Genomic DNA, 18,718 nt, shown 5'->3' on the forward strand with positions numbered 1-18,718 from the left:
GCGATCAAGAAGTCCCACAATTTGGAGATCAGGATGATCAATGATGCGGCAGCATTCAACGAGGACGAATAAATTTTCCGGTCTGGAGAATAAAGCCCGGACCTGTTCGTCGATTTGTGTATGGGGCAATTCCGCTCCAGCCGTTTGGGAGCCTGTTGGCCCTGCCGGTGTTTCATTCACCTCAAACACACTTATCAAAATGAAATATACACAACTCCGTAACCTGACTCTCGCCCTTGCCTTTCTTTTGGCCGGGGTCCTCGCCAACGCAGCCAGCGATAAGGCCTCCACTCGCGTCGATGACGTGATCTGGGCCAATGGTGATATTTATTCCACGGTTTTGACGACCAACAGCTTCAAGAACCCTCCCGCCCATACCCTTGATTTGCTCTTTAATTTCGACATGAGCGGCCTCAGTGGCCAGCGCCCTGTTGCCGATGCCGCCCCGGGCGTGGGGCACTACAATGGTGGTCGCTGGTCCGTCCAACTGGTGGCCTTCACGGACGCAGGCAAGGCAGCCCACGATCCGGATGGCGACGGCGTGGTGAACTTCGAGTTAACCTCTGCTGACATGGTGCTGCATCATGTTGAGCTCGGTCACATTGTGATCACCCCGGTCAACTTTTACTTCTCCTGCCCATTGGTGAAGTCTGGCCGATAAAGGAGTAGAGGATAGCCTTTACCCTACAATTGAATTCCCTTACGGATGGTTGTATGAAAACGCCTGCAGCCGTCCGTTCGGGGATCGATCTCGAAGAAGCTGTGCGCGAGCATTACAAGACAGTTTATCGATTTGCCCTGCATCTGGCCAAACGTCCGGAAGATGCCGCCGACTTGACCCAGTACGCCTATGAGCGCCTGGCGAGGAAGCATCGGGATATTCAGGATCCATCCAAGGTCAAGGCATGGCTCAATTCGACCGTCTACCGGAAGTTTATTGACCAGAAGCGCCGCCTGACGCGCTTTCCGGAGGTGGAGTTTGATGAGGAAATTGGCAATCATGAGGCACCAGTGAGTGATTCAGGCAACCGGATTGACGCAGCGGCGGCGGTCGCCGCGTTGAATGAGCTTGAGGACGACCTACGGGCTCCTCTTTCCCTCTTCTATCTCGAATCCAGCACTTACAAGGAAATCGCGACCATCCTTGGGCTCCCCATTGGAACGGTCATGTCGCGGCTCTACCGGGGCAAGGAAAAGCTCTATCAACACCTCACCGGACAACTTTCATGAATAAACAGGAAGCAAAGGAACGGCTTAGCGCCTACCTCCAGTCATCGGAGGCGGAACTTGATGAACAAATGCAGGAAGCACTGGAGATGGCTGAATCCGATCCGGAACTGCAGGAGTGGATGCAGCTGCAGGCAGAGATGGATCCCCAGTTAAGGGAGGCTTTCGATCAGACCCCGGTCCCTGATGATCTTGAAGCCGCCTTGCTGGAAACTGTTCGCGCGGCTCCGGTCGCCGCTCCCGCCCGTTTCTTCAGCCGGAACCTCTTGTGGGCCTTTGGCGCCGCCGCTGCGGTTATTCTTGGGCTTGGATCGTTCTTTTACGTGCGCCAAAATGAAGTGCTCATACAGGACATCCAGCAATCCATCACGGGGAAGTCCCCGGATGACTTTGGCAATTTCCGCGATGGCATGGCCTACTATGTGCGCAATGTTTATTTCCAGCTGGATCATCTGACAGAGGACCTGACCTCGATCGAGTCATGGCTTGATAATAAGGAAGCTCCTGTTTACGAGGGGCTGCCTGCAGGCCTGACAGCCCTCGTCCCGATCGGTTGCAAGCAATTGACCTGGCAGGACCAGAATGTCTCCCTCGTTTGCTTCCATACCGCGGATGGAAAGATTGTACACCTGTTCATTCTCAATCGCCAAGGGATCGACGCCTCCCTTTACGAGGACATTACAGCAGTCGCTAATTCCCAGAGCCTTGAAACAGGCGGCTGGATGACCGGTTCGACGGTCTACCTGCTCGTCGGGTCCGATCCGCAGGTCGATATTGAATTTGCCCTTGGGTGAGTGCCTTCGGGGTGGGGCCTCCCATGTCTTCCGGGCCGATGCTTGGCAGAAGAATCGCTTGATCGTTGCCCTTGGTGGTATTAGCTAAATTAATGGCTTTTGTCCGGCTGAATTAATTTAATTTATTGCTTGGCAAGCCCCCGATTGCGCCTATACCCCTTGCGGTATCGCTTTAAAGGAGTGGAAGGTTTTTCTCGCCAACCTGCCTTTGGAGCGTTCATAACCATCATTTCGAAAATCAGCTTAAAAGAAACAGAATTATGGCAACGAAAATAGCAATCAATGGATTCGGCCGCATTGGCCGTCTGGTATTCCGCGCACTGGTGGAACAAGATCTCCTCGGCAAGGACTTCGAGGTCGTCGCAATCAACGACCTTGTTCCGGCAGACAACCTCGCGTATCTCGTGAAGTATGACTCCATCCAGGGTCGTTTCAACGGCACAGTTGCCAGCGAAAAGAGCTCCCCGGATGTAGACGCTGATGACACGCTGGTCGTCAATGGTCACAAGATCAAGTGTCTCGCCGTCCGCGAAGGCCCCTCAGCAATGCCTTGGAAGGAACTCGGCGTTGAAGTGGTCATCGAGTCCACTGGCCTGTTTGTTCAGGACACGCTGGCTGAAGGCCACATCAAGAGCGGTGCCAAGAAGGTCATTATTTCCGCACCTGGCAAGGGCGACAAGGTGAAGACAGTCGTAATCGGCGTCAATGACGGCGAGCTGACAGCTGAAGACACCATCATTTCCAATGCTTCCTGCACGACCAACTGTCTGGCGCCGATCACCAAGGTGATCATGGACAACTACGGCATCAAGGAAGGTCTGATGACCACGGTGCACAGCTACACCTCCACCCAGAAGACCGTTGACGGCCCGAGCCGCAAGGACTGGAAGGGTGGTCGTACGGCGGCTATCAATATTATTCCTTCAACTACTGGTGCGGCCAAGGCTGTTGGCCTTGTTCTGCCAGCCGTGAAGGGCAAGCTGACCGGGATGGCTTTCCGCGTTCCGACCCCAACCGTTTCGGTTGTTGATCTGACGGTGAAGACTGAGAAGGAAACTTCCTACGAGGAAATCTGCCAGAAGATGAAGGAAGCCTCGGAAGGTGAGCTCAAGGGCATCCTTGAGTACACCGAAGACGAAGTGGTCAGCTCCGATTTCATTCACTGCAAGGCATCATCGATTTTCGATGCGGGCAGTGGCATGGGACTCAGCAGCACCTTCTTCAAGCTGGTCAGCTGGTACGACAATGAGTGGGGCTACTCGAACCGCGTGGTCGACCTGCTCAAGAAGATTGTCTGAATCACCGGATAATCTTTCAATAGTACCGAATTGATTTTGTCAGCCGCCCCCGTGATTCTACTCACGCTGAGGGCGGCTTTTTTTCATCCAATCACAACTTTCAACTCTTATAATAATGGCTATCAAGACGATTAAAGATATCGACGTTAAAGGAAAACGCGTACTTGTACGGGTGGATTTCAATGTACCGCTTAGCGGAATGCAGATCACCGATGACACACGCATTGTGGCGGCGCTGCCGACCCTGAAGTACCTCGTTTCAGAGGGTGCCCGGGTCATCATCATGAGTCACCTCGGGCGTCCCAAGGGGGAGCCCAATCTGGAGTTTTCATTAGGCCCCATCGCCAACGCGCTGTCAGTAAAGCTCGGCCAGCCGGTCGCCTTTGCGGGAGACTGTGTGGGCTCATCCGCCGAAGGTGCAGCCAACTCACTAGGGGATGGACATGTCCTCCTCCTTGAGAATGTCCGCTTTCACAAAGGCGAGACCGATAACGATCCGGAATTTGCCAAGCAGCTGGCCTCCCTTGGGGATATCTACGTCAACGATGCCTTCGGGACGGCCCACCGGGCACACGCGAGTACGGAAGGCGTAACCAAGTATCTGGATACCTGCGTCTGTGGATTCCTGATTGAAAAGGAACTGACTTTCCTTGGTGAGAAGACTTCCAATCCGGACCGACCCTTTGTGGTCATTCTCGGTGGAGCCAAGGTGAGCGACAAGATCATGGTGATTGATGCCTTGCTGGAAAAGGCCGACCAGATCCTGATTGGCGGGGCGATGGCCTACACGTTCAAACTTGCCCAAGGTGGCAAGGTGGGCGACAGCCTCGCTGAGCCGGATAAGGTTGAGACTGCCCGGTTGGCCCTGGAAAAGGCCAAGGCCAAGGGGGTTGAATTCCTTCTACCTGAGGACAATCTTGTCTGCAATGCCCTCGACTTCAAGGCCGGGACGCTCGGCGAGACAAAAATCCAGGAAGGTGATATTGAGGATGGTTGGGAAGGTGTCGATATCGGCCCGAAGACTATCGCGACCTACCGCAAGGCAGTTGAGAATGCCAAGACTGTTCTCTGGAACGGGCCAATGGGGATTTTCGAGATCGAGGAATCCTCCAAGGGTACCTTTGCTGTGGCGGAGGCTGTGGCGGAAGGGAATGCCCTCTCGATTATCGGGGGAGGCGATTCCGTAAAAGCCATCAAGCAAAGCGGTTATTCCGAGAAGGTCTCCTTTATGAGCACCGGCGGGGGGGCCAGTCTTGAGTTTCTTGAGGGTAAAGCGCTCCCGGGTGTGGTTGCCCTTGACCAAGCCTGATCGCCATCTAGGGTGATTTTCTTTTTCTGAACCAATACAATTAAGACCATGGCTAAAACTTTTCGTAAATACCTGATTGCCGGTAACTGGAAGATGAACAAGACCGGTTCTGAGGGCAGTGACCTGATCAATGAAATCAACATTGCCCTCGGCAAGCAAACCGATGTCGGTGTTGCCGTATGCCCGCCCTTTACCGCTCTTGAGAGTTGTGCAAAGGCTCTTGAGGACAGCAATGTCCAACTCGGGGCACAGAACATGCACCCGAAATCAGAAGGAGCCTACACCGGGGAAGTTTCGCCGGTGATGCTGCGCGACTTGTTCTGTACGTTTGTTGTCCTTGGGCACAGTGAACGCCGGGAGTATTTCAAGGAGTCGGATGCCTTCATCAATGAAAAGGTCCTGGCTGCGCTCGATAGCTCGCTGAAGCCGATTCTTTGTGTGGGGGAAACCCTCGAGCAGCGGGAAGCCAATGAGACATTCGCAGTCGTCAAGGAGCAGTTGGTCGGGGGACTGAAAGGTGTCACTGCTGACGCAGCGGACAATCTGGTCATTGCGTATGAGCCCGTCTGGGCCATTGGCACTGGCAAGACCGCCACTCCGGAAATGGCGCAGGAAGTCCACAAGATGATCCGTGACGAGCTTTCCAGCCTGCTTGGGGCAGGCGCCGCGGCCAAGATTCGCATCCTCTACGGAGGTTCGATGAAGCCGGAGAATGCTTCCTCACTGATGGATCAGCCCGACATTGATGGCGGCCTCATCGGGGGCGCTGCATTGAAGGCAAAGTCCTTTGTCGAACTGGTCGAGATTGCCTCTTCCAAGTAATCGCTCCCGAACGTCTTTTTATCCAGCCGGTCCTCCGAAAGGGGGCCGGCTTTTTTGTGTACTTTGCAGGTCAAAAAGCCAATACGGCTTTACAATAATGATTTCCCCATCACCCGTAGCGTATGCGTATTTTTAAAACTCTCCTGTTCCTGCAGACACTCCTGATACCCGTTTGCGTGCTATTTTCCGCAGCGGACAAGTTTGAATTTGAATCCCGGGACGATGTCCCAGCCAGCTATAAATGGGACTTTACCTTGTTTTATCCTGATTGGGAGGCATGGGAAAGCGACCTCCTGCGTATGGAGGAGCTCTACAATGAAGTCGCGACCTACGAGGGCCGGCTGGGCGAGGGACCTGCAACCTTGCTGGAGGTTTACCAGCTCTCCGACGAGGCCAGCAAGGTCTCGACCCGCCTCTGGGGCTTTGCCGGTCAGCGGCGGGATGTCGATACGCGGGACAATTTTGTCCAAGGCCAGGTAGGGAAGCTTCTGGCGACCTATTCACGGATTTCCGCCAGCATCTCCTGGTTCACACCAGAGGTATTGACCATCCCACAGGAGACGATGATCGAATGGATTGATGCAACACCTGGCCTCGAGCAGTATCGCTTCGGCTTGATGGACGCCTACCGCACTGGCCGGTATACATTGAACTCCGAGGGCGAGCGCTTGCTCAGCCTGCATGGAAAGGTGCGGAGGACAGCGGCCCAGGTTTTCAGCTCATTGACTAATGCTGATGGTGACCGCCCGGAGGTGACACTTTCGGACGGCACCGTTATAACTGTTACGCCCGGGCTTTACAGCAAGGCCTTGACGACTTACCGCAATCCCGAGGACCGGAAGGCCGTCCAGGAGGCCTGGATGGAGCAGTTTGAAGACCGCCAAAACACCTTTGCCTCGATTTATGAGGGAGTCTTGAACCAGGGTTGGGCCCTTGCCGAGGCGAGAGGGTATGCCAGCACCATTGAGATGGAGCTGGACGAGAACAACATTCCGCTGGAAGTGGTTGAGTCGCTGGTCGAGGTCGCCCGTGACGGAGGGGAAGTCCTGCAGCGCTACCACCAGCTGCGCCAGCGCCTTCTCGGCCTCGAGCATTATGGATGGAGCGACATGTTCATGCCGCTCGTCGATGACACGACCTCCTACAACTACGACGAGATTGTCCCGCTCATAGTTGAATCAGTCGTACCGCTTGGTGAGGAATACTCAAGCAAGATGGCCCAGCAGTTCAGCGCTGGATTCGTGGACGTCTTTGAGACGCCCGGAAAACGGTCGGGGGCCTACAATGCGGGCCGTTACGGCATCGGCTCCTTCGTCCTGCTGAACTACCGTGGGACGCTGGATGACGTCTTCACCGTGGCGCATGAAATGGGTCATTCCATGCACACACGCCTGTCGCAGGAATACCAGCCCTACGCCACTCACTGGTACACGATCTTTGTTGCCGAGGTGGCTTCCATCCTGAATGAGAAGCTCCTCCTGCGCCAGTTCCTTGAGACAGTTGACGATCCTGCACAACGCATTGCCTTCCTCGAGTCCCAGCTCATGAAGATCAAGGGAACCTTCTTCCTGCAGACCATGATGGCCGACTTTGAGCTTCAGGCACATGCCATGGCCGAAAAAGGCGAGGGGATTACCGCCGAGAGCCTGACCAACCTCTGGAAGTCGATCGTCAAATCCCATCACGGTGATATCATTCCTGACGATGATCCCTACATGCTCTCATGGTCGCGCATCCCGCATCTCTACCGGACGCCTTTTTATGTTTACCAGTACGCCACCTGCTATGCCTCTGCGGCTTACCTGATGAAGCAGATGGAGACAGATCCGGAAGGAACCGTTGAGAAGTACCTCACACTCCTGAAGTCCGGCGGCAACGACTACCCGATGACCCAGTTGCGCAAGGCAGGGATTGATCTGGAGAACGCCGATATCCTGAAGGCGGTCGTCGATGAATTTTCCCAGCTCGTCGACCTCCTCGAGAGCGAGTACCTGCGCTATCTTGAGTCCGAGGAAATCGAGAAGCCGGCCTGAAGGGTTACGTGAATTTTATCTCTTGGATTAGCACAGTTAACAATAGCTTTGTCATTGGAACTTAGTGATTTGTCGATAGACAAATGTGCTAATGACTTTCCCAAAGGTTTTCATTCCAGCTCTGGCAAAAGTCTTACTGGCCTTTGTTTTTTGCTCGCCACTTTCTGGTGCGAATGAGGGACCGTTTACCTATGACGTTACGGGATCCGAGGTGGAGATTACCGGCTTCACCTGCGAGGTGGCGGAAGCAACTGTCCCGGCTGAGATAGAAGGATTCCCGGTAACACGAATCGGACCGAGCGTCTTCTCCAACTGCCATTCTTTAACCACTGTTTCACTTCCCGACACGATTACACACATCGGGGACTACGCCTTCCTGAATGCCTCCAAGCTCTCAAGCATCAACCTTCCGGAGGGGCTTTTTACGATCGGAACCTGGGCCTTTGGAAGCTGTCAATCCCTGACCTCGATCAACCTCCCCTCGACATTGACGGTCATCGGGTCACATGCCTTCAAGGAATGCAACAGCCTTGAATCGGTTGCACTTCCCGATGGAGTGGAAGCCGTACTCGACTCCACCTTCAGTCACTGTACGAATTTGATTGAGGTCGTCCTTCCGCATACAGTCACCTCCATCGGTCCCAACAGTTTTGCCTACTGCCAGAGCCTGTCCGCAATAACGCTGCCGGACGGGCTGACCTTCATCGGGCAGAAGGCCTTCTTCGACTGCGAAAGCCTGGTCAACATGACCTTGCCCGATAGTGTTCGGCAGATCCAGGACTTCGCCTTCGCGTGGTGCTTCAGTCTGGAATCGATCAACATACCTGAAGGAGTGGAGTACCTGAGACACTACGCCTTCGCTGGATGCAATCAGTTGAGAAACGTGTCCTTGCCCGGGACCCTGTTGTCGATCGGTCCAGAGTGTTTTCGCGGGTGCAGCAGCCTCGTAAACCTGGCCCTCCCGGATTCTGTCCGGACAATCGAACAATCCGCCTTTGCCGGATGTTCCAGCCTGCTTTCCATTGCGGTCCCTGAGGGGGTGCAGTTCATTCGCGGGAGAACATTTTCCGGATGCACCCAGTTGGCGGATGTGACCTTGCCATCCTCCTTGCTGGCGATTGACCACCACGCGTTCGCCACCTGCGTCAGCTTGACCGAGATCAACCTTCCTGCTTCCGTACAGGCCATCTGGTCTGGCGCTTTCAGGGACTGCTCGGGACTAGCTCAGATCACTCTTCCGGCAAACCTTGAGTTGATTGATGAGTCTGCCTTTGCGAATTGCACAAGCCTGTCAGCCATCGACCTGCCCGACAGCCTGAAGGAAATTGGAAAGGCTGCTTTTTGGAACTGCACCAGCGTGACAAATCTGGCCATTCCGGACCGCGTTGGTTCGATCGGCTGGAGCGCCTTCTCTGGAATGACTAGATTGGAAAGTGTGGTCATGGGACAAGGTGTCGGTTGGATCAGCAACTTCGCTTTCAGTGATTGCTTGAGCCTCACTTCCATCGTCTTCCCTGAAGCCATTGCCTTCATTGGGGAAGGTGCCTTTGCCGGATGCGAGAGCCTTGTCTCAATTGTGATTCCGGAATCCGTTCAAGAAATCAATCATGGTGCTTTTGAAGCGTGCACGGGCCTGAGCGCTATCACCTTGCCAAGCATGCTGACCCTCATTGAGGAGGATTCCTTTAGAGGATGCGTCAATCTTGGCGAAGTCGACATCCCTGATACCGTCGAGGTCATCGGAAGGCGTGCCTTTGCCGATTGTACTTCCCTCACTCATATCGACCTCCCGTCAGGGCTGCCGGAGATTTCAAACTCGACCTTTGCTGGTTGTATAAGCCTCCCATCCATCACATTGCCCGATTCCGTTGAGGAGATTCTTTATGACGCTTTCGAGGACTGTTTCTCATTGTCCAAAGTTTCCTTTTCGCAAAACCTTCGCCGGATCGGGAGCCGAGCCTTCTTCAATTGTAGCGCTCTGGAAGCTCTTGCTCTCCCTCATGGCCTCGAATCGATCGGTTTTCAGGCCTTCGCCAACTGCACAGGCATTTCAGAATTGGAGATACCGGATTCAGTCCTTTCCATGGACACCGCGGCCTTCCTTGGGATGTCCGGATTAGTGAGTGTCTCCCTCCCAGATTCCCTCCAGACTGTAAGCGATAACATCTTTAGGGACTGCCACAACCTTGCCTACATCGTAGTTCCGGATTCGGTTGTCAGGATTGAGTCCAGAGCCTTTGCCAACTGTTTTGCCCTGACGGAAGTATCCTTGGGTGCCAAGGTGGCGACGATCGACGAGCTGGCCTTCGACAACACCCCGGGCCTGCAAACACTGGTCGTCCCTCAGTCGAATCCAAATTTTCTCATGAAGGGAGAGGCCCTGTATCAAGTCGACTTGGAATCCCCCGCCAACGAGAGACTGATCAAGGTCCTTGAGGGTTTTTCCGGCAGGTTGGAGATTCCCGATTCCTGTACCTCCATCGGGGAGTACGCCCTCAGCCGATGCGAAGGCCTGACCGGGGTCGACATTCCGGAATCGGTCCAGTCGATCGGGATACTCGCTTTCTCCAGCTGCACGAGTCTGGCTGAAATCACTATACCCGATGGGATTGAGGAACTGCCGGAAGGCGTCTTTTTTGCCTGCCTCGAGCTGAGACGGGTCCACTTGCCCGACAGCTTGAAGCGCATTGGCAATACAGCCTTCGCCTATTGTGAGAGCCTGGTCTCGATAACTTTCCCCGCAGGCTTTGAAGGATTCAATAATCCCTACATTTCCTGGAATGGAGGCATCTTTCCGGAATTCACCAATGTCTTTGATTACTGCGACAGCCTGCAGAGTGTCTACTTCCTCGGTGCGCCGCCCAAGATTCCCTGCCACCGGCGTGATCCCCGGTCATTCCCGAGTTGGTGCGAGACGCCGTTCGAGTATTTCAGGGATGTTCCCTCTCCTATCGTCTATTACCTTGAAGGTGCTGACGGGTGGCCATCTCCCGAACTAAGCGACTCCAACAATTCGCTGCTCCAGCTTCCCTTCAGCCTCGGGCCATGGGACGACGCAATCCTCGCACAGGATGACTGGCGGCTACACAGCTGGTTCGGGGAGTTCAAGGTGCTCGGAGACCAGTACATTTACCATCTCGAGCACGGGTTTCTCCTTTATTCAGGAGAGAGCAGCGAGGCGGTTTCCCTGTTTGATCCTTCACTGCATCGATGGATGCAGACTGGGAAATCTCTCTATCCCTTGATGTACTTTCCCGGCCTCGGCGGCTGGTTCCACTACATGGAGGGTTCGGGCAAGCCCGGTTCAAGGATGTTCTACGATTATGCCAAGCGGCAGTACGTCACAGAGACCCTCATCGCTGGACCAGGATCCATCTGAATCCACGGGTGTGCGCATATGCCGATCACGTGCCTGAATTTGACTGGTTTTCGGGCTTCTGGAATTCGGGTCAGCAGTCAGCCCGCCAAATATGCCTTCAGCAAATCCGCTTGCCAGGACACCAAAACGGTTGCAAAATGGAACCATGAATTTCACGATCAAGAACCTGCCTCCGGAAGTGCATGCGCGGTTGCAGGAAGCAGCCAAGCGGAGCGGACGCAGTCTCAACAAGCAAATCGTGACAACCCTTGAGCGGGCAGTTTCCCCGGTTGCGGTTGACCGGTCCACCCTGCTGAAGCGTGTAAGGCTGCGCCGTGAGGGGATGGAGACCTGGCTTGAAGATGCGAATCTTGATCAATTAAAGCGGGGGGGGCGCATGTGATTGTCGTGGACGCAAACGTGATTGTTTACCTGTTAATTCGTGGTGAGCGCTCCGTGGCAGCTGAGGCATTGCTTCAGCGGGAGCCTGAATGGCTCGCCCCCGGTCTCTGGCTGGATGAATTCCTGAATGTTCTTTGTACGCTCGAACGAAAGGGCGATGTATCCGCCTCCGAATCGCATGCCTTGCTCGAGGACGCTCATTCCCTGATGGGGGATAACGTCTACGAGGTTCCTCCGGAGCGCGTTTTAGCGGTAGCCCGCAGGACCGGTTTAAGCGGCTACGACAGCCAGTATGTTGCTCTCGCGGAAGACCTTGGACTAAAACTCCACACGTGCGACAAGGCGATCCTGACCTGCTGTCCGGAACTGGCCGTATTGCCGGAATGAAGATGCCGCTTGATTACCTCACCGGGCAATTGTTCATCATCTGGAAGAAGTCGTTCCCCTTGTTATCTGTTAGGATGAAGGCGGGGAAATCTTCGACCTCAATCTTCCAGACGGCTTCCATGCCGAGCTCCGGATATTCGAGGACTTCGACTTTCTTGATGTTATCCTGTGCCAGCAAGGCAGCCGGTCCACCAACCGAGCCAAGATAGAAGCCACCGTGCTTCTTGCACGCATCCGTCACCTGCTGGCTGCGATTGCCCTTGGCGATCATGATCTTGGAGCCGCCGTGCGACTGGAAGAGATCGACGTAGGAATCCATCCGCCCGGCAGTTGTCGGACCGAAGGAACCTGAAGGCATGCCTTCCGGGGTCTTGGCCGGGCCAGCATAATAAATCGGGTGGTTCTTGATATAGTCGGGCAGGCCTTCTCCAGCATCGATACGCTCCTTGAGCTTGGCATGGGCGATGTCACGTCCGACAACAATCGTCCCGCTGAGGGCGAGCTGCGTCGTGACCGGATATTTGCTCAACGTTGCCAGGATGTCTTCCATCGGCTGGTTGAGGTCAATTTTAACGGCTCCTGTTTTAGTCTGTGTCCGGTATTTTTCCGGAATGAACCGGCCGGGATTCGGCTCGAGTGCTTCCATCCAGATGCCGTCCTTATTGATCTTCGCCTTGGCGTTGCGATCCGCCGAGCAGGAGACGCCCATTCCGACCGGGCAGGAGGCACCATGACGGGGAAGACGGATGACACGCACATCCAGTGCAAAGTGCTTCCCTCCGAATTGCGCGCCGATTCCAGTCTGCTGGGCAATCTTGAGGAGCTTTGCCTCCAGCTCGCGGTCACGGAAGGCCTGGCCATGTTCATTCCCTTTCTCCGGAAGCCCGTCGAGGTACTTGGTCGAGGCCAGCTTGACCATTTTCAGATTTGCCTCTGCGGAAGTCCCGCCAATGACAAATGCCAGATGATAGGGCGGGCAGGCCGCCGTTCCCAAGGTCTTCATTTTTTCCGTGAGGAACTCCTCCAGACTCTCCGGGTTCAGCAAGGCCTTGGTCTTCTGGTATAGAAAAGTCTTGTTGGCAGATCCGCCGCCCTTGGCGACAAACAGGAATTTATATTCCATTCCATTCTCCGCATAGATGTCGATCTGCGCGGGAAGATTCGTGCCCGAGTTTTTCTCCGTGTACATGTCGAGAGGCACGGTCTGTGAGTAACGGAGGTTCTCCTCGTTGTAGGTCTTGAAAATTCCCTTGCTGAGATGTTCCTCATCACCACCGCCTGTCCAGACCTGTTGGCCCTTTTTGGCGACAACGGTGGCCGTTCCGGTGTCCTGGCAGAAGGGGAGGATTCCATGGGAAGAGACATCCGCGTTGCGCAGCATGGCCAAGGCAACATACCGGTCATTGTCGCTCGACTCGGGGTCGTCCAGAATGGAGGCCACCTGTTCAAGGTGGGCCGGGCGCAGCATGAAGGAAATATCCTTCGTGGCTTCGTTGGCCAGGAGCTCCAACCCCTTCGGATCCACGACAAGCACCGGCTTGCCGTCGAATTCCTTCACGCTGACGTAATCCTTTGTAATCAGGCGATATTCGGTGGTGTCTTCCCCGAGTGGAAAGGGGTTCTTGAATGTGAATTTTTTCGTGCTCATGGTTTCTGTGATTGGTATTAGGAATCGGGTCGCCTTAGCAATCCTTTATTAGAAAACCTTATCCGGATTCTTTATTATCGCAAGCTGACTTCTGGGTTGTCTCCCGGCGCATCCTTTCTCTTCTTGGATTGATGCGGATTTACTTCATGAGCATCTGCGGCACCGGTATGGGAAATGGTGCCTTGTTGATGCGAGCCCTTGGGCACGATGTGCTGGGTGCGGATCAAAACACTTACCCGCCGATGAGCGACCGGCTCCGGGAGAGTGGTATTGAAATTCTTGAGGGCTACAATGCAAACCGGCTGAAGGCATTGCGGCCTGATCTTGTCGTGGTCGGGAATGTGAACACCCGGGGCAATCCCGAGGTGGAGTGGCTTTTATCAAACCGGGAGATCCCTTTTGTCTCCCTGCCAGAGCTTCTGGCCCGGGAGATTCTGCAGAAGCGGAATACCATCGTGGTGGCCGGAACGCATGGAAAAACCACTACAACAACGCTTGCTGCCCACCTGTTGAGAGAGTCCGGATTGGACGCCGGTTACCTTATCGGGGGCGTTCCAAATGATCTTCCCACAGGTGCGCATGCCGGATCCACCGACGCCCCCTTTGTCATAGAGGGGGATGAATATGACAGCGCCTTTTTCGACAAGCGGAGCAAGTTCATCCATTACTGCCCGAATATCCTGATCCTCAATAATCTCGAGTTCGACCACGCGGACATCTTCCGCGATCTCGAAGATGTTAAGCGGACCTTCAGCCACTTGATCAAGATTGTCCCGGAAAACGGCACGATCCTGGTGAACAGCGACGATCCCGCCCTTGAAGATTTGCTCCACATCAACTGGGCCCCGGTCCTGCGGGTAGGATTAGGCGATCGGGCGGATTTGCAGATTTTAAATTACAGGGAATCCGCTGAAGGCAGTGATTTTGACCTGATCTTCAAAGGAGAGGAATGGGGACATGTCAGCTGGCCTGTCTGGGGGCTCTTCAACGCCCGCAACGCTTCCATGGCCGCGCTTGCCTCGGCTCTTGCGAGTGGATGCCCCAACCCGGTTGAATTCCCACTCGGGGCGCTTGCCAGTTTTAATGGGGTCAAGCGTCGGCAAGAGACAATCCATGCGACGGAGTCCACTACCATCATGATGGACTTTGCCCACCATCCGACAGCTGTCCGCCACACCCTCGAGTCACTCCGGGGCCGCTTCCCTGAGCACCGGCTTGTCATGTGTTTTGAGGCGCGCTCCAACACGGCTTGCCGCAATATCCATGAGACGGCCTTCGAGCTGGCCTTCGATGCAGCGGATGAAGTCCATCTGGGAGCGATCTTCCGGGCAGAGCGCTATCCGGAGAGCGAACGGATTGATCTTCCCGCAATGGCTTTGCGCCTTGGCAGCAAGGCCCATGCTTACAGCACCAACGAGGAACTGGAATCCGGACTCAAGGATTCCTTGAGTAATGGTGGCAAGCATGTGGTCGTTTTCCTCTCAAACGGGTCATTTGACGGTGTCCCGCAGCGAATTGCCCGTTATCTCGGCAAGCCCAAGTTTTAAACAGGCTTCTGCATTGACGCCCGGAAGGCCCGCGACTGATAGTCATCCCAGCAATGAAACCTGAACTGGCAGCGGTATATCACGAACTCCTCAGGCGCCAGAAGGCCGGCGAGAAGTCGGTTTACCTGAGCGACGAGACACTGCAGGTTTTGCGGGATGTGGCGGCAGCCGCCGAAGCGGAAGCGCCGGCAAAGGTTGAACCTGTCGCGAAAGAACCTGCTCCCAAACCCAAGGTGACCAAGCCCTCCCGTCCAACCGCGAAGATGGCGAACGAGATTCCGGAAGTGCCTGCGCCACCGAGTGTCGCTCTCCCGGATGGGACAAAGGCGGAGCGAATGAAATTTCTACGGGAGAAAATCCTTTCTGACGACTGGTGCCAATCCCAGCTCAAGCCGGGGAAGAAAGTCGTCCCGGGTATCGGGTCCCTCGAGGCGCAGATTTTCTTTTGCGGTGAAGCCCCGGGGGCGGAAGAGGAGATCGAGGGTGAGCCGTTTGTGGGTCCGGCGGGCCAGTTGTTGACAAAAATCATCCAGACAATGGGCCTGTCACGTGAGGCAGTCTACATCGGCAACATCATGACCTATCGTCCACCGGTGCCGGGCCCCGTGGGAAATCGCCCACCGGCCGCAACTGAAATGGCTTATTGCCTTCCCTACCTGCTGGCGCAGCTGGAGATTATCCAGCCCAAGGTCATTGTTGCGCTCGGCAAGACCGCTCTCGACGGGTTGCTCGGAGCTGATCCAAAGCGCCGGATGGGCAAGATTCGTGGCCACTGGCAAAGTTTCAATGACATTTCCCTGATGCCGACTTACCATCCGAGCTACTTGCTGCGCAATCAGGGCCTTCAAGCCAAGCGCCATGTATGGGAAGACGTCCTCGCCGTGATGGAGCAGTTGGAAATGCCCATCTCGGAAAAGCAACGCAGCTACTTCCTGAAGCCTTAGACGGCTAGTCTTCCTTCAATTGGCCGACAAGGGCACTGACGGTTGCCTTCGCATCACCGTAGAGCATCCGGGTCTTTTCAAGGAAATAGAGCTGGTTGATCAACCCGCTAAAGCCGGCCCCTTGTCCGCGCTTGAGGGCGTAAACTGTCTTGGCCAGGTGGGCATTGATGATCGGCATCCCATAAATCGGGCTTGCTTCATCATCGGCCGCGGCCGGATTGACGACATCGTTTGCCCCAATGACAATGGCCACATCCACGGAAGGCATTGTGGGATTGATATCATCCATCTCGACGAGCTGCTCATAGGGCACATCCGCCTCCGCGAGGAGCACGTTCATGTGGCCCGGCATGCGACCAGCGACAGGGTGGATGGCATACTTGACCTCGCAACCATTCGCCTCAAGCAACTCGCCCAGCTCCTTGACCACGTGTTGTGCCTGGGCAACCGCCATCCCATAACCCGGAATAATAACAACGGAGGAAGCAGCCTCCAGGACGTAATAGGCGTCCTCAACCGAGGCGGCCTTCATTTCGCCTTTGACTTCAGCACCGGTTTTCTGGGTTGAGGATCCGAACCCGCTGAAGAGGACATTTGTCAGGCTGCGGTTCATCGCCTTGCACATAATGATCGTGAGGATCAAGCCACTGCAACCAACGAGGCAACCCGCAACGATGAGAACGTTGTTGAGGATGACAAAACCGGCTGCTGCGGCGGCCAATCCGGAAAAACTGTTCAAGAGAGCAATGACCACCGGCATATCGCCGCCCCCAATGGGGAGCACGCCCAGCACACCCAGCGCAAGGGACAGGAGAACTACCCCGAGGAAGATCGCCAACTGCGTCCCGGAGCTTAATTCAAGATTGCCTGAGAAGATGAAAAGCAGGGAAAGCAGGACGATGCCGCCCACGATTGCCCCATTGATCAAGCGCTGAGCTGGAATAATTACCGCGCGGCTACCGAGCTTGCCCGAAAGTTTGCCCCATGCCTGGATGCTTCCCGTGAAGGTGATTCCACCGATGAGCACAGCGAGGACGATCACCGTCGAGGTAAAGATCACTGGTGCATCCTGGCGGGTGAAATACTCAAGGAAGCCCTGTCCGCGGATTTTTTCGTACTCGGCCCAGCCGACGAGAAGACTGGCCAGTCCCCCGAATCCATTGAAGAGGGCGACCATCTCGGGCATGGCGGTCATCTTGACCCGCTTTGCTGCAACTAGTCCGATTGCTCCACCGATGATCAAGCCGACAACGATATATTTGAAGTCCAGCCCCTTGTAGAGCAGGGTCACGACAACCGCCATGAGCATGCCCACAGACGAGATCAGGTTGCCCTTGCGGGCAGTCTTGGCTGACCCGAGCATCTTAATCCCGAGGACAAAGAGGATCGAGGCGACAATGTAGACAAAATTGATTAGTGAGGGACTCATTTCTTGCTTTCTTTATTTTTAAACATGGCGAGCATGCGGTCCGTCACGACATAACCGCCCACGACATTGATTGTCGCAAGGATCAGCGCCAGAAATCCCAGAATGAGGGCGAAATAGCCCGTGTCCGTGTGCAGGGCAAGGATGGCCCCGACAATCGTGATGCCGCTGATGGCATTGGAACCCGACATCAATGGCGTGTGCAATTGTGAGGGGACCTTTTTAATCAGCTCGTACCCGAGAAAGGCCGCGAGCACGAAAATGAACAGTAGCTGAATGATATCCATGGTGTAAAAGTGAGTTTTGTGATTGGGCTAGTCCCGGAAGCGTTCGTCCCGTATCTCGCCGTCGTGGGTCATCAGGCATCCCTTCAGGATTTCATCCTCCAGATTGTATTGGAACGCCTTCGCTTCCTTGTCCCAGAAATGCTCGATGAAGTTGGCCAGATTGGACGCATAGACCTGCGTGGCATGGCAGGGTAGGCAGGCTTCAAGCTTGTTAAGGCCGATAATCCGCACGCCGCCTTTGGTTTCCACTTCTTCACCGGCGACCGTTCCCTCGACATTCCCACCGGTTTCCGCGGCCAGGTCGACAAGGATACTCCCGCGCTTCATGCCAGCGACCATCTCCTTCGTCACGAGGGTGGGGGCCGGCCGTCCAAAGAGCTTGGCTGTGGTCACGACGATGTCGCTCTGCGCACAGACTTTTGCCATTCCCTTGCGCTGCATTTCAATCTGCTCGGGTGTCAATTCCTTGGCATATCCCTGATCGGTCTGCCCGGTCTCGCCCAGATCTATCTTCACGAATTTCGCCCCCAGCGAACGAACTTGTTCCTCGACAACCGGGCGCGTATCAAAGGCCTCCACTCGTGCCCCGAGCCGCTTTGCCGTGGCAATGGCCTGCAAGCCGGCCACCCCGACTCCAATGACAAAGACGCGTGCTGGCGAAATGGTTCCCGCGGGAGTCATCATCATGGGAAGAATCCGGTTAAGCCGCTCCGCAGCCAGAATGACCGAATAATAACCGGCGAGATTGGCTTGTGAGCTAATGGCATCCATCTTCTGTGCCAGCGTGGTCCGTGGCATCATTTCCATGGAGACCGCATGGACACCCGCTTCTGCAAAGGCCTTCAGGAGGTCCTTCCGTGCGAAGGGATTGAGAAAACTGACGTGTAGGGCCCCGCGTTTCAGTTTAGCGATTTCTTCCACTTCGGGAGAGCCGACCCTGAGGACAATATCGGCATTTGCCAATGCCTGGTCCCGGTTTTCAGAAATGCCGGCGCCGGCATCGACGTAGGCTAGATCATCATGGTCGCTGGCCAGTCCCGCACCAGACTCGATGGTGACGCTCAGCCCCAGGTCGACCATTTTCTTGACTGATTCCGGGTCGGCACTGGCCCTTGTCTCCGGATCAGGTTCTCGTGGGCAAAAAAGATGCATAGGACCTCACTGCGTAGAGGTAATCTCCGCTACATTCAAGCTACGAATTCTGATATTTGGAAGGAAACGGTCCTTGCCGATTCA

At 55.1% G+C, this 18,718-nt stretch carries 16 protein-coding genes; 12 read left to right on the plus strand and 4 right to left on the minus strand.

The features are described from left to right. Nucleotides 1-199 precede the first annotated feature (199 nt). The 10 genes from G0Q06_RS09130 to G0Q06_RS09175 all read left to right on the plus strand — a co-directional run bounded on the left by G0Q06_RS09130 (nt 200) and on the right by G0Q06_RS09175 (nt 11,630). Nucleotides 200-661 carry a hypothetical protein gene (locus G0Q06_RS09130; RefSeq protein ID WP_163964785.1) on the plus strand — a complete coding sequence of 154 codons (462 nt, stop codon included), beginning with the start codon at nt 200-202 and terminating at the stop codon, nt 659-661. 53 nt (nt 662-714) lie between these two features. Beyond that, nucleotides 715-1,230 (plus strand): RNA polymerase sigma factor, encoded by a 516-nt coding sequence (locus G0Q06_RS09135; RefSeq protein WP_163964787.1) that lies wholly within the window; start codon nt 715-717, stop codon nt 1,228-1,230. Beyond that, nucleotides 1,227-2,021 carry an anti-sigma factor family protein gene (locus G0Q06_RS09140; protein ID WP_163964790.1) on the plus strand — a complete coding sequence of 265 codons (795 nt, stop codon included), beginning with the start codon at nt 1,227-1,229 and terminating at the stop codon, nt 2,019-2,021. The genes G0Q06_RS09135 and G0Q06_RS09140 overlap by 4 nt, the downstream gene beginning before the upstream one ends. 260 nt (nt 2,022-2,281) lie before the next feature. Beyond that, on the plus strand, nt 2,282-3,319 hold the full coding sequence (gene gap / locus G0Q06_RS09145) for a type I glyceraldehyde-3-phosphate dehydrogenase (RefSeq protein ID WP_163964793.1): 1,038 nt from the start codon (nt 2,282-2,284) through the stop codon (nt 3,317-3,319). Between the two features lie 115 nt (nt 3,320-3,434). Then, entirely contained in the window at nt 3,435-4,628 is a 1,194-nt protein-coding gene (locus G0Q06_RS09150; protein ID WP_163964795.1) for a phosphoglycerate kinase, read from the plus strand. Nucleotides 4,629-4,676: 48 nt separating this feature from the next. Next, nucleotides 4,677-5,450 (plus strand): triose-phosphate isomerase, encoded by a 774-nt coding sequence (gene tpiA, locus G0Q06_RS09155; protein ID WP_163964797.1) that lies wholly within the window; start codon nt 4,677-4,679, stop codon nt 5,448-5,450. A gap of 122 nt (nt 5,451-5,572) precedes the next feature. Further along, nucleotides 5,573-7,483 (plus strand): oligoendopeptidase F, encoded by a 1,911-nt coding sequence (gene pepF, locus G0Q06_RS09160; protein WP_163964800.1) that lies wholly within the window; start codon nt 5,573-5,575, stop codon nt 7,481-7,483. 91 nt (nt 7,484-7,574) lie between these two features. Beyond that, nucleotides 7,575-10,862 (plus strand): leucine-rich repeat domain-containing protein, encoded by a 3,288-nt coding sequence (locus G0Q06_RS09165; protein WP_163964803.1) that lies wholly within the window; start codon nt 7,575-7,577, stop codon nt 10,860-10,862. Between the two features lie 91 nt (nt 10,863-10,953). Then, the gene (locus tag G0Q06_RS09170; RefSeq protein ID WP_425496121.1) at nt 10,954-11,244 is read left to right on the plus strand and encodes a FitA-like ribbon-helix-helix domain-containing protein; all 291 of its coding nucleotides are present in this window, start codon (nt 10,954-10,956) and stop codon (nt 11,242-11,244) included. Between the two features lie 5 nt (nt 11,245-11,249). Next, nucleotides 11,250-11,630, plus strand: a complete 381-nt coding sequence (locus G0Q06_RS09175; RefSeq protein WP_163964808.1) for a PIN domain-containing protein — start codon at nt 11,250-11,252, stop codon at nt 11,628-11,630. A 13-nt stretch (nt 11,631-11,643) separates the two neighbouring features. Here the strand turns inward: G0Q06_RS09175 and G0Q06_RS09180 are convergent, their stop codons facing one another. Then, nucleotides 11,644-13,278 carry a fumarate hydratase gene (locus tag G0Q06_RS09180; RefSeq protein ID WP_163964811.1) on the minus strand — a complete coding sequence of 545 codons (1,635 nt, stop codon included), beginning with the start codon at nt 13,276-13,278 and terminating at the stop codon, nt 11,644-11,646. Nucleotides 13,279-13,424: 146 nt separating this feature from the next. Between G0Q06_RS09180 and G0Q06_RS09185 the strand changes: the two genes are divergently transcribed. Beyond that, nucleotides 13,425-14,825, plus strand: a complete 1,401-nt coding sequence (locus tag G0Q06_RS09185; RefSeq protein ID WP_238710459.1) for a UDP-N-acetylmuramate--L-alanine ligase — start codon at nt 13,425-13,427, stop codon at nt 14,823-14,825. A gap of 53 nt (nt 14,826-14,878) precedes the next feature. Beyond that, the gene (locus tag G0Q06_RS09190; protein WP_163964816.1) at nt 14,879-15,769 is read left to right on the plus strand and encodes a uracil-DNA glycosylase; all 891 of its coding nucleotides are present in this window, start codon (nt 14,879-14,881) and stop codon (nt 15,767-15,769) included. A 4-nt stretch (nt 15,770-15,773) separates the two neighbouring features. Here the strand turns inward: G0Q06_RS09190 and G0Q06_RS09195 are convergent, their stop codons facing one another. From G0Q06_RS09195 to G0Q06_RS09205, 3 genes are read right to left on the minus strand one after another with little or no spacing between them, the layout of a single operon-like run. Next, the gene (locus tag G0Q06_RS09195) at nt 15,774-17,198 is read right to left on the minus strand and encodes an NAD(P)(+) transhydrogenase (Re/Si-specific) subunit beta (protein ID WP_163964818.1); all 1,425 of its coding nucleotides are present in this window, start codon (nt 17,196-17,198) and stop codon (nt 15,774-15,776) included. Beyond that, nucleotides 17,195-17,482, minus strand: a complete 288-nt coding sequence (locus G0Q06_RS09200) for an NAD(P) transhydrogenase subunit alpha part 2 (RefSeq protein ID WP_163964820.1) — start codon at nt 17,480-17,482, stop codon at nt 17,195-17,197. Before G0Q06_RS09200 ends, G0Q06_RS09195 begins: the two co-directional genes overlap by 4 nt. Nucleotides 17,483-17,509: 27 nt before the next feature. Next, nucleotides 17,510-18,634: a Re/Si-specific NAD(P)(+) transhydrogenase subunit alpha gene (locus G0Q06_RS09205; protein ID WP_163964822.1), complete on the minus strand. Its 1,125-nt coding sequence runs from the start codon at nt 18,632-18,634 to the stop codon at nt 17,510-17,512. Nucleotides 18,635-18,718 lie beyond the last annotated feature (84 nt).

The sequence above is a fragment of the Oceanipulchritudo coccoides genome (genome assembly GCF_010500615.1).
GTDB classification, from domain to species: domain Bacteria; phylum Verrucomicrobiota; class Verrucomicrobiia; order Opitutales; family Oceanipulchritudinaceae; genus Oceanipulchritudo; species Oceanipulchritudo coccoides.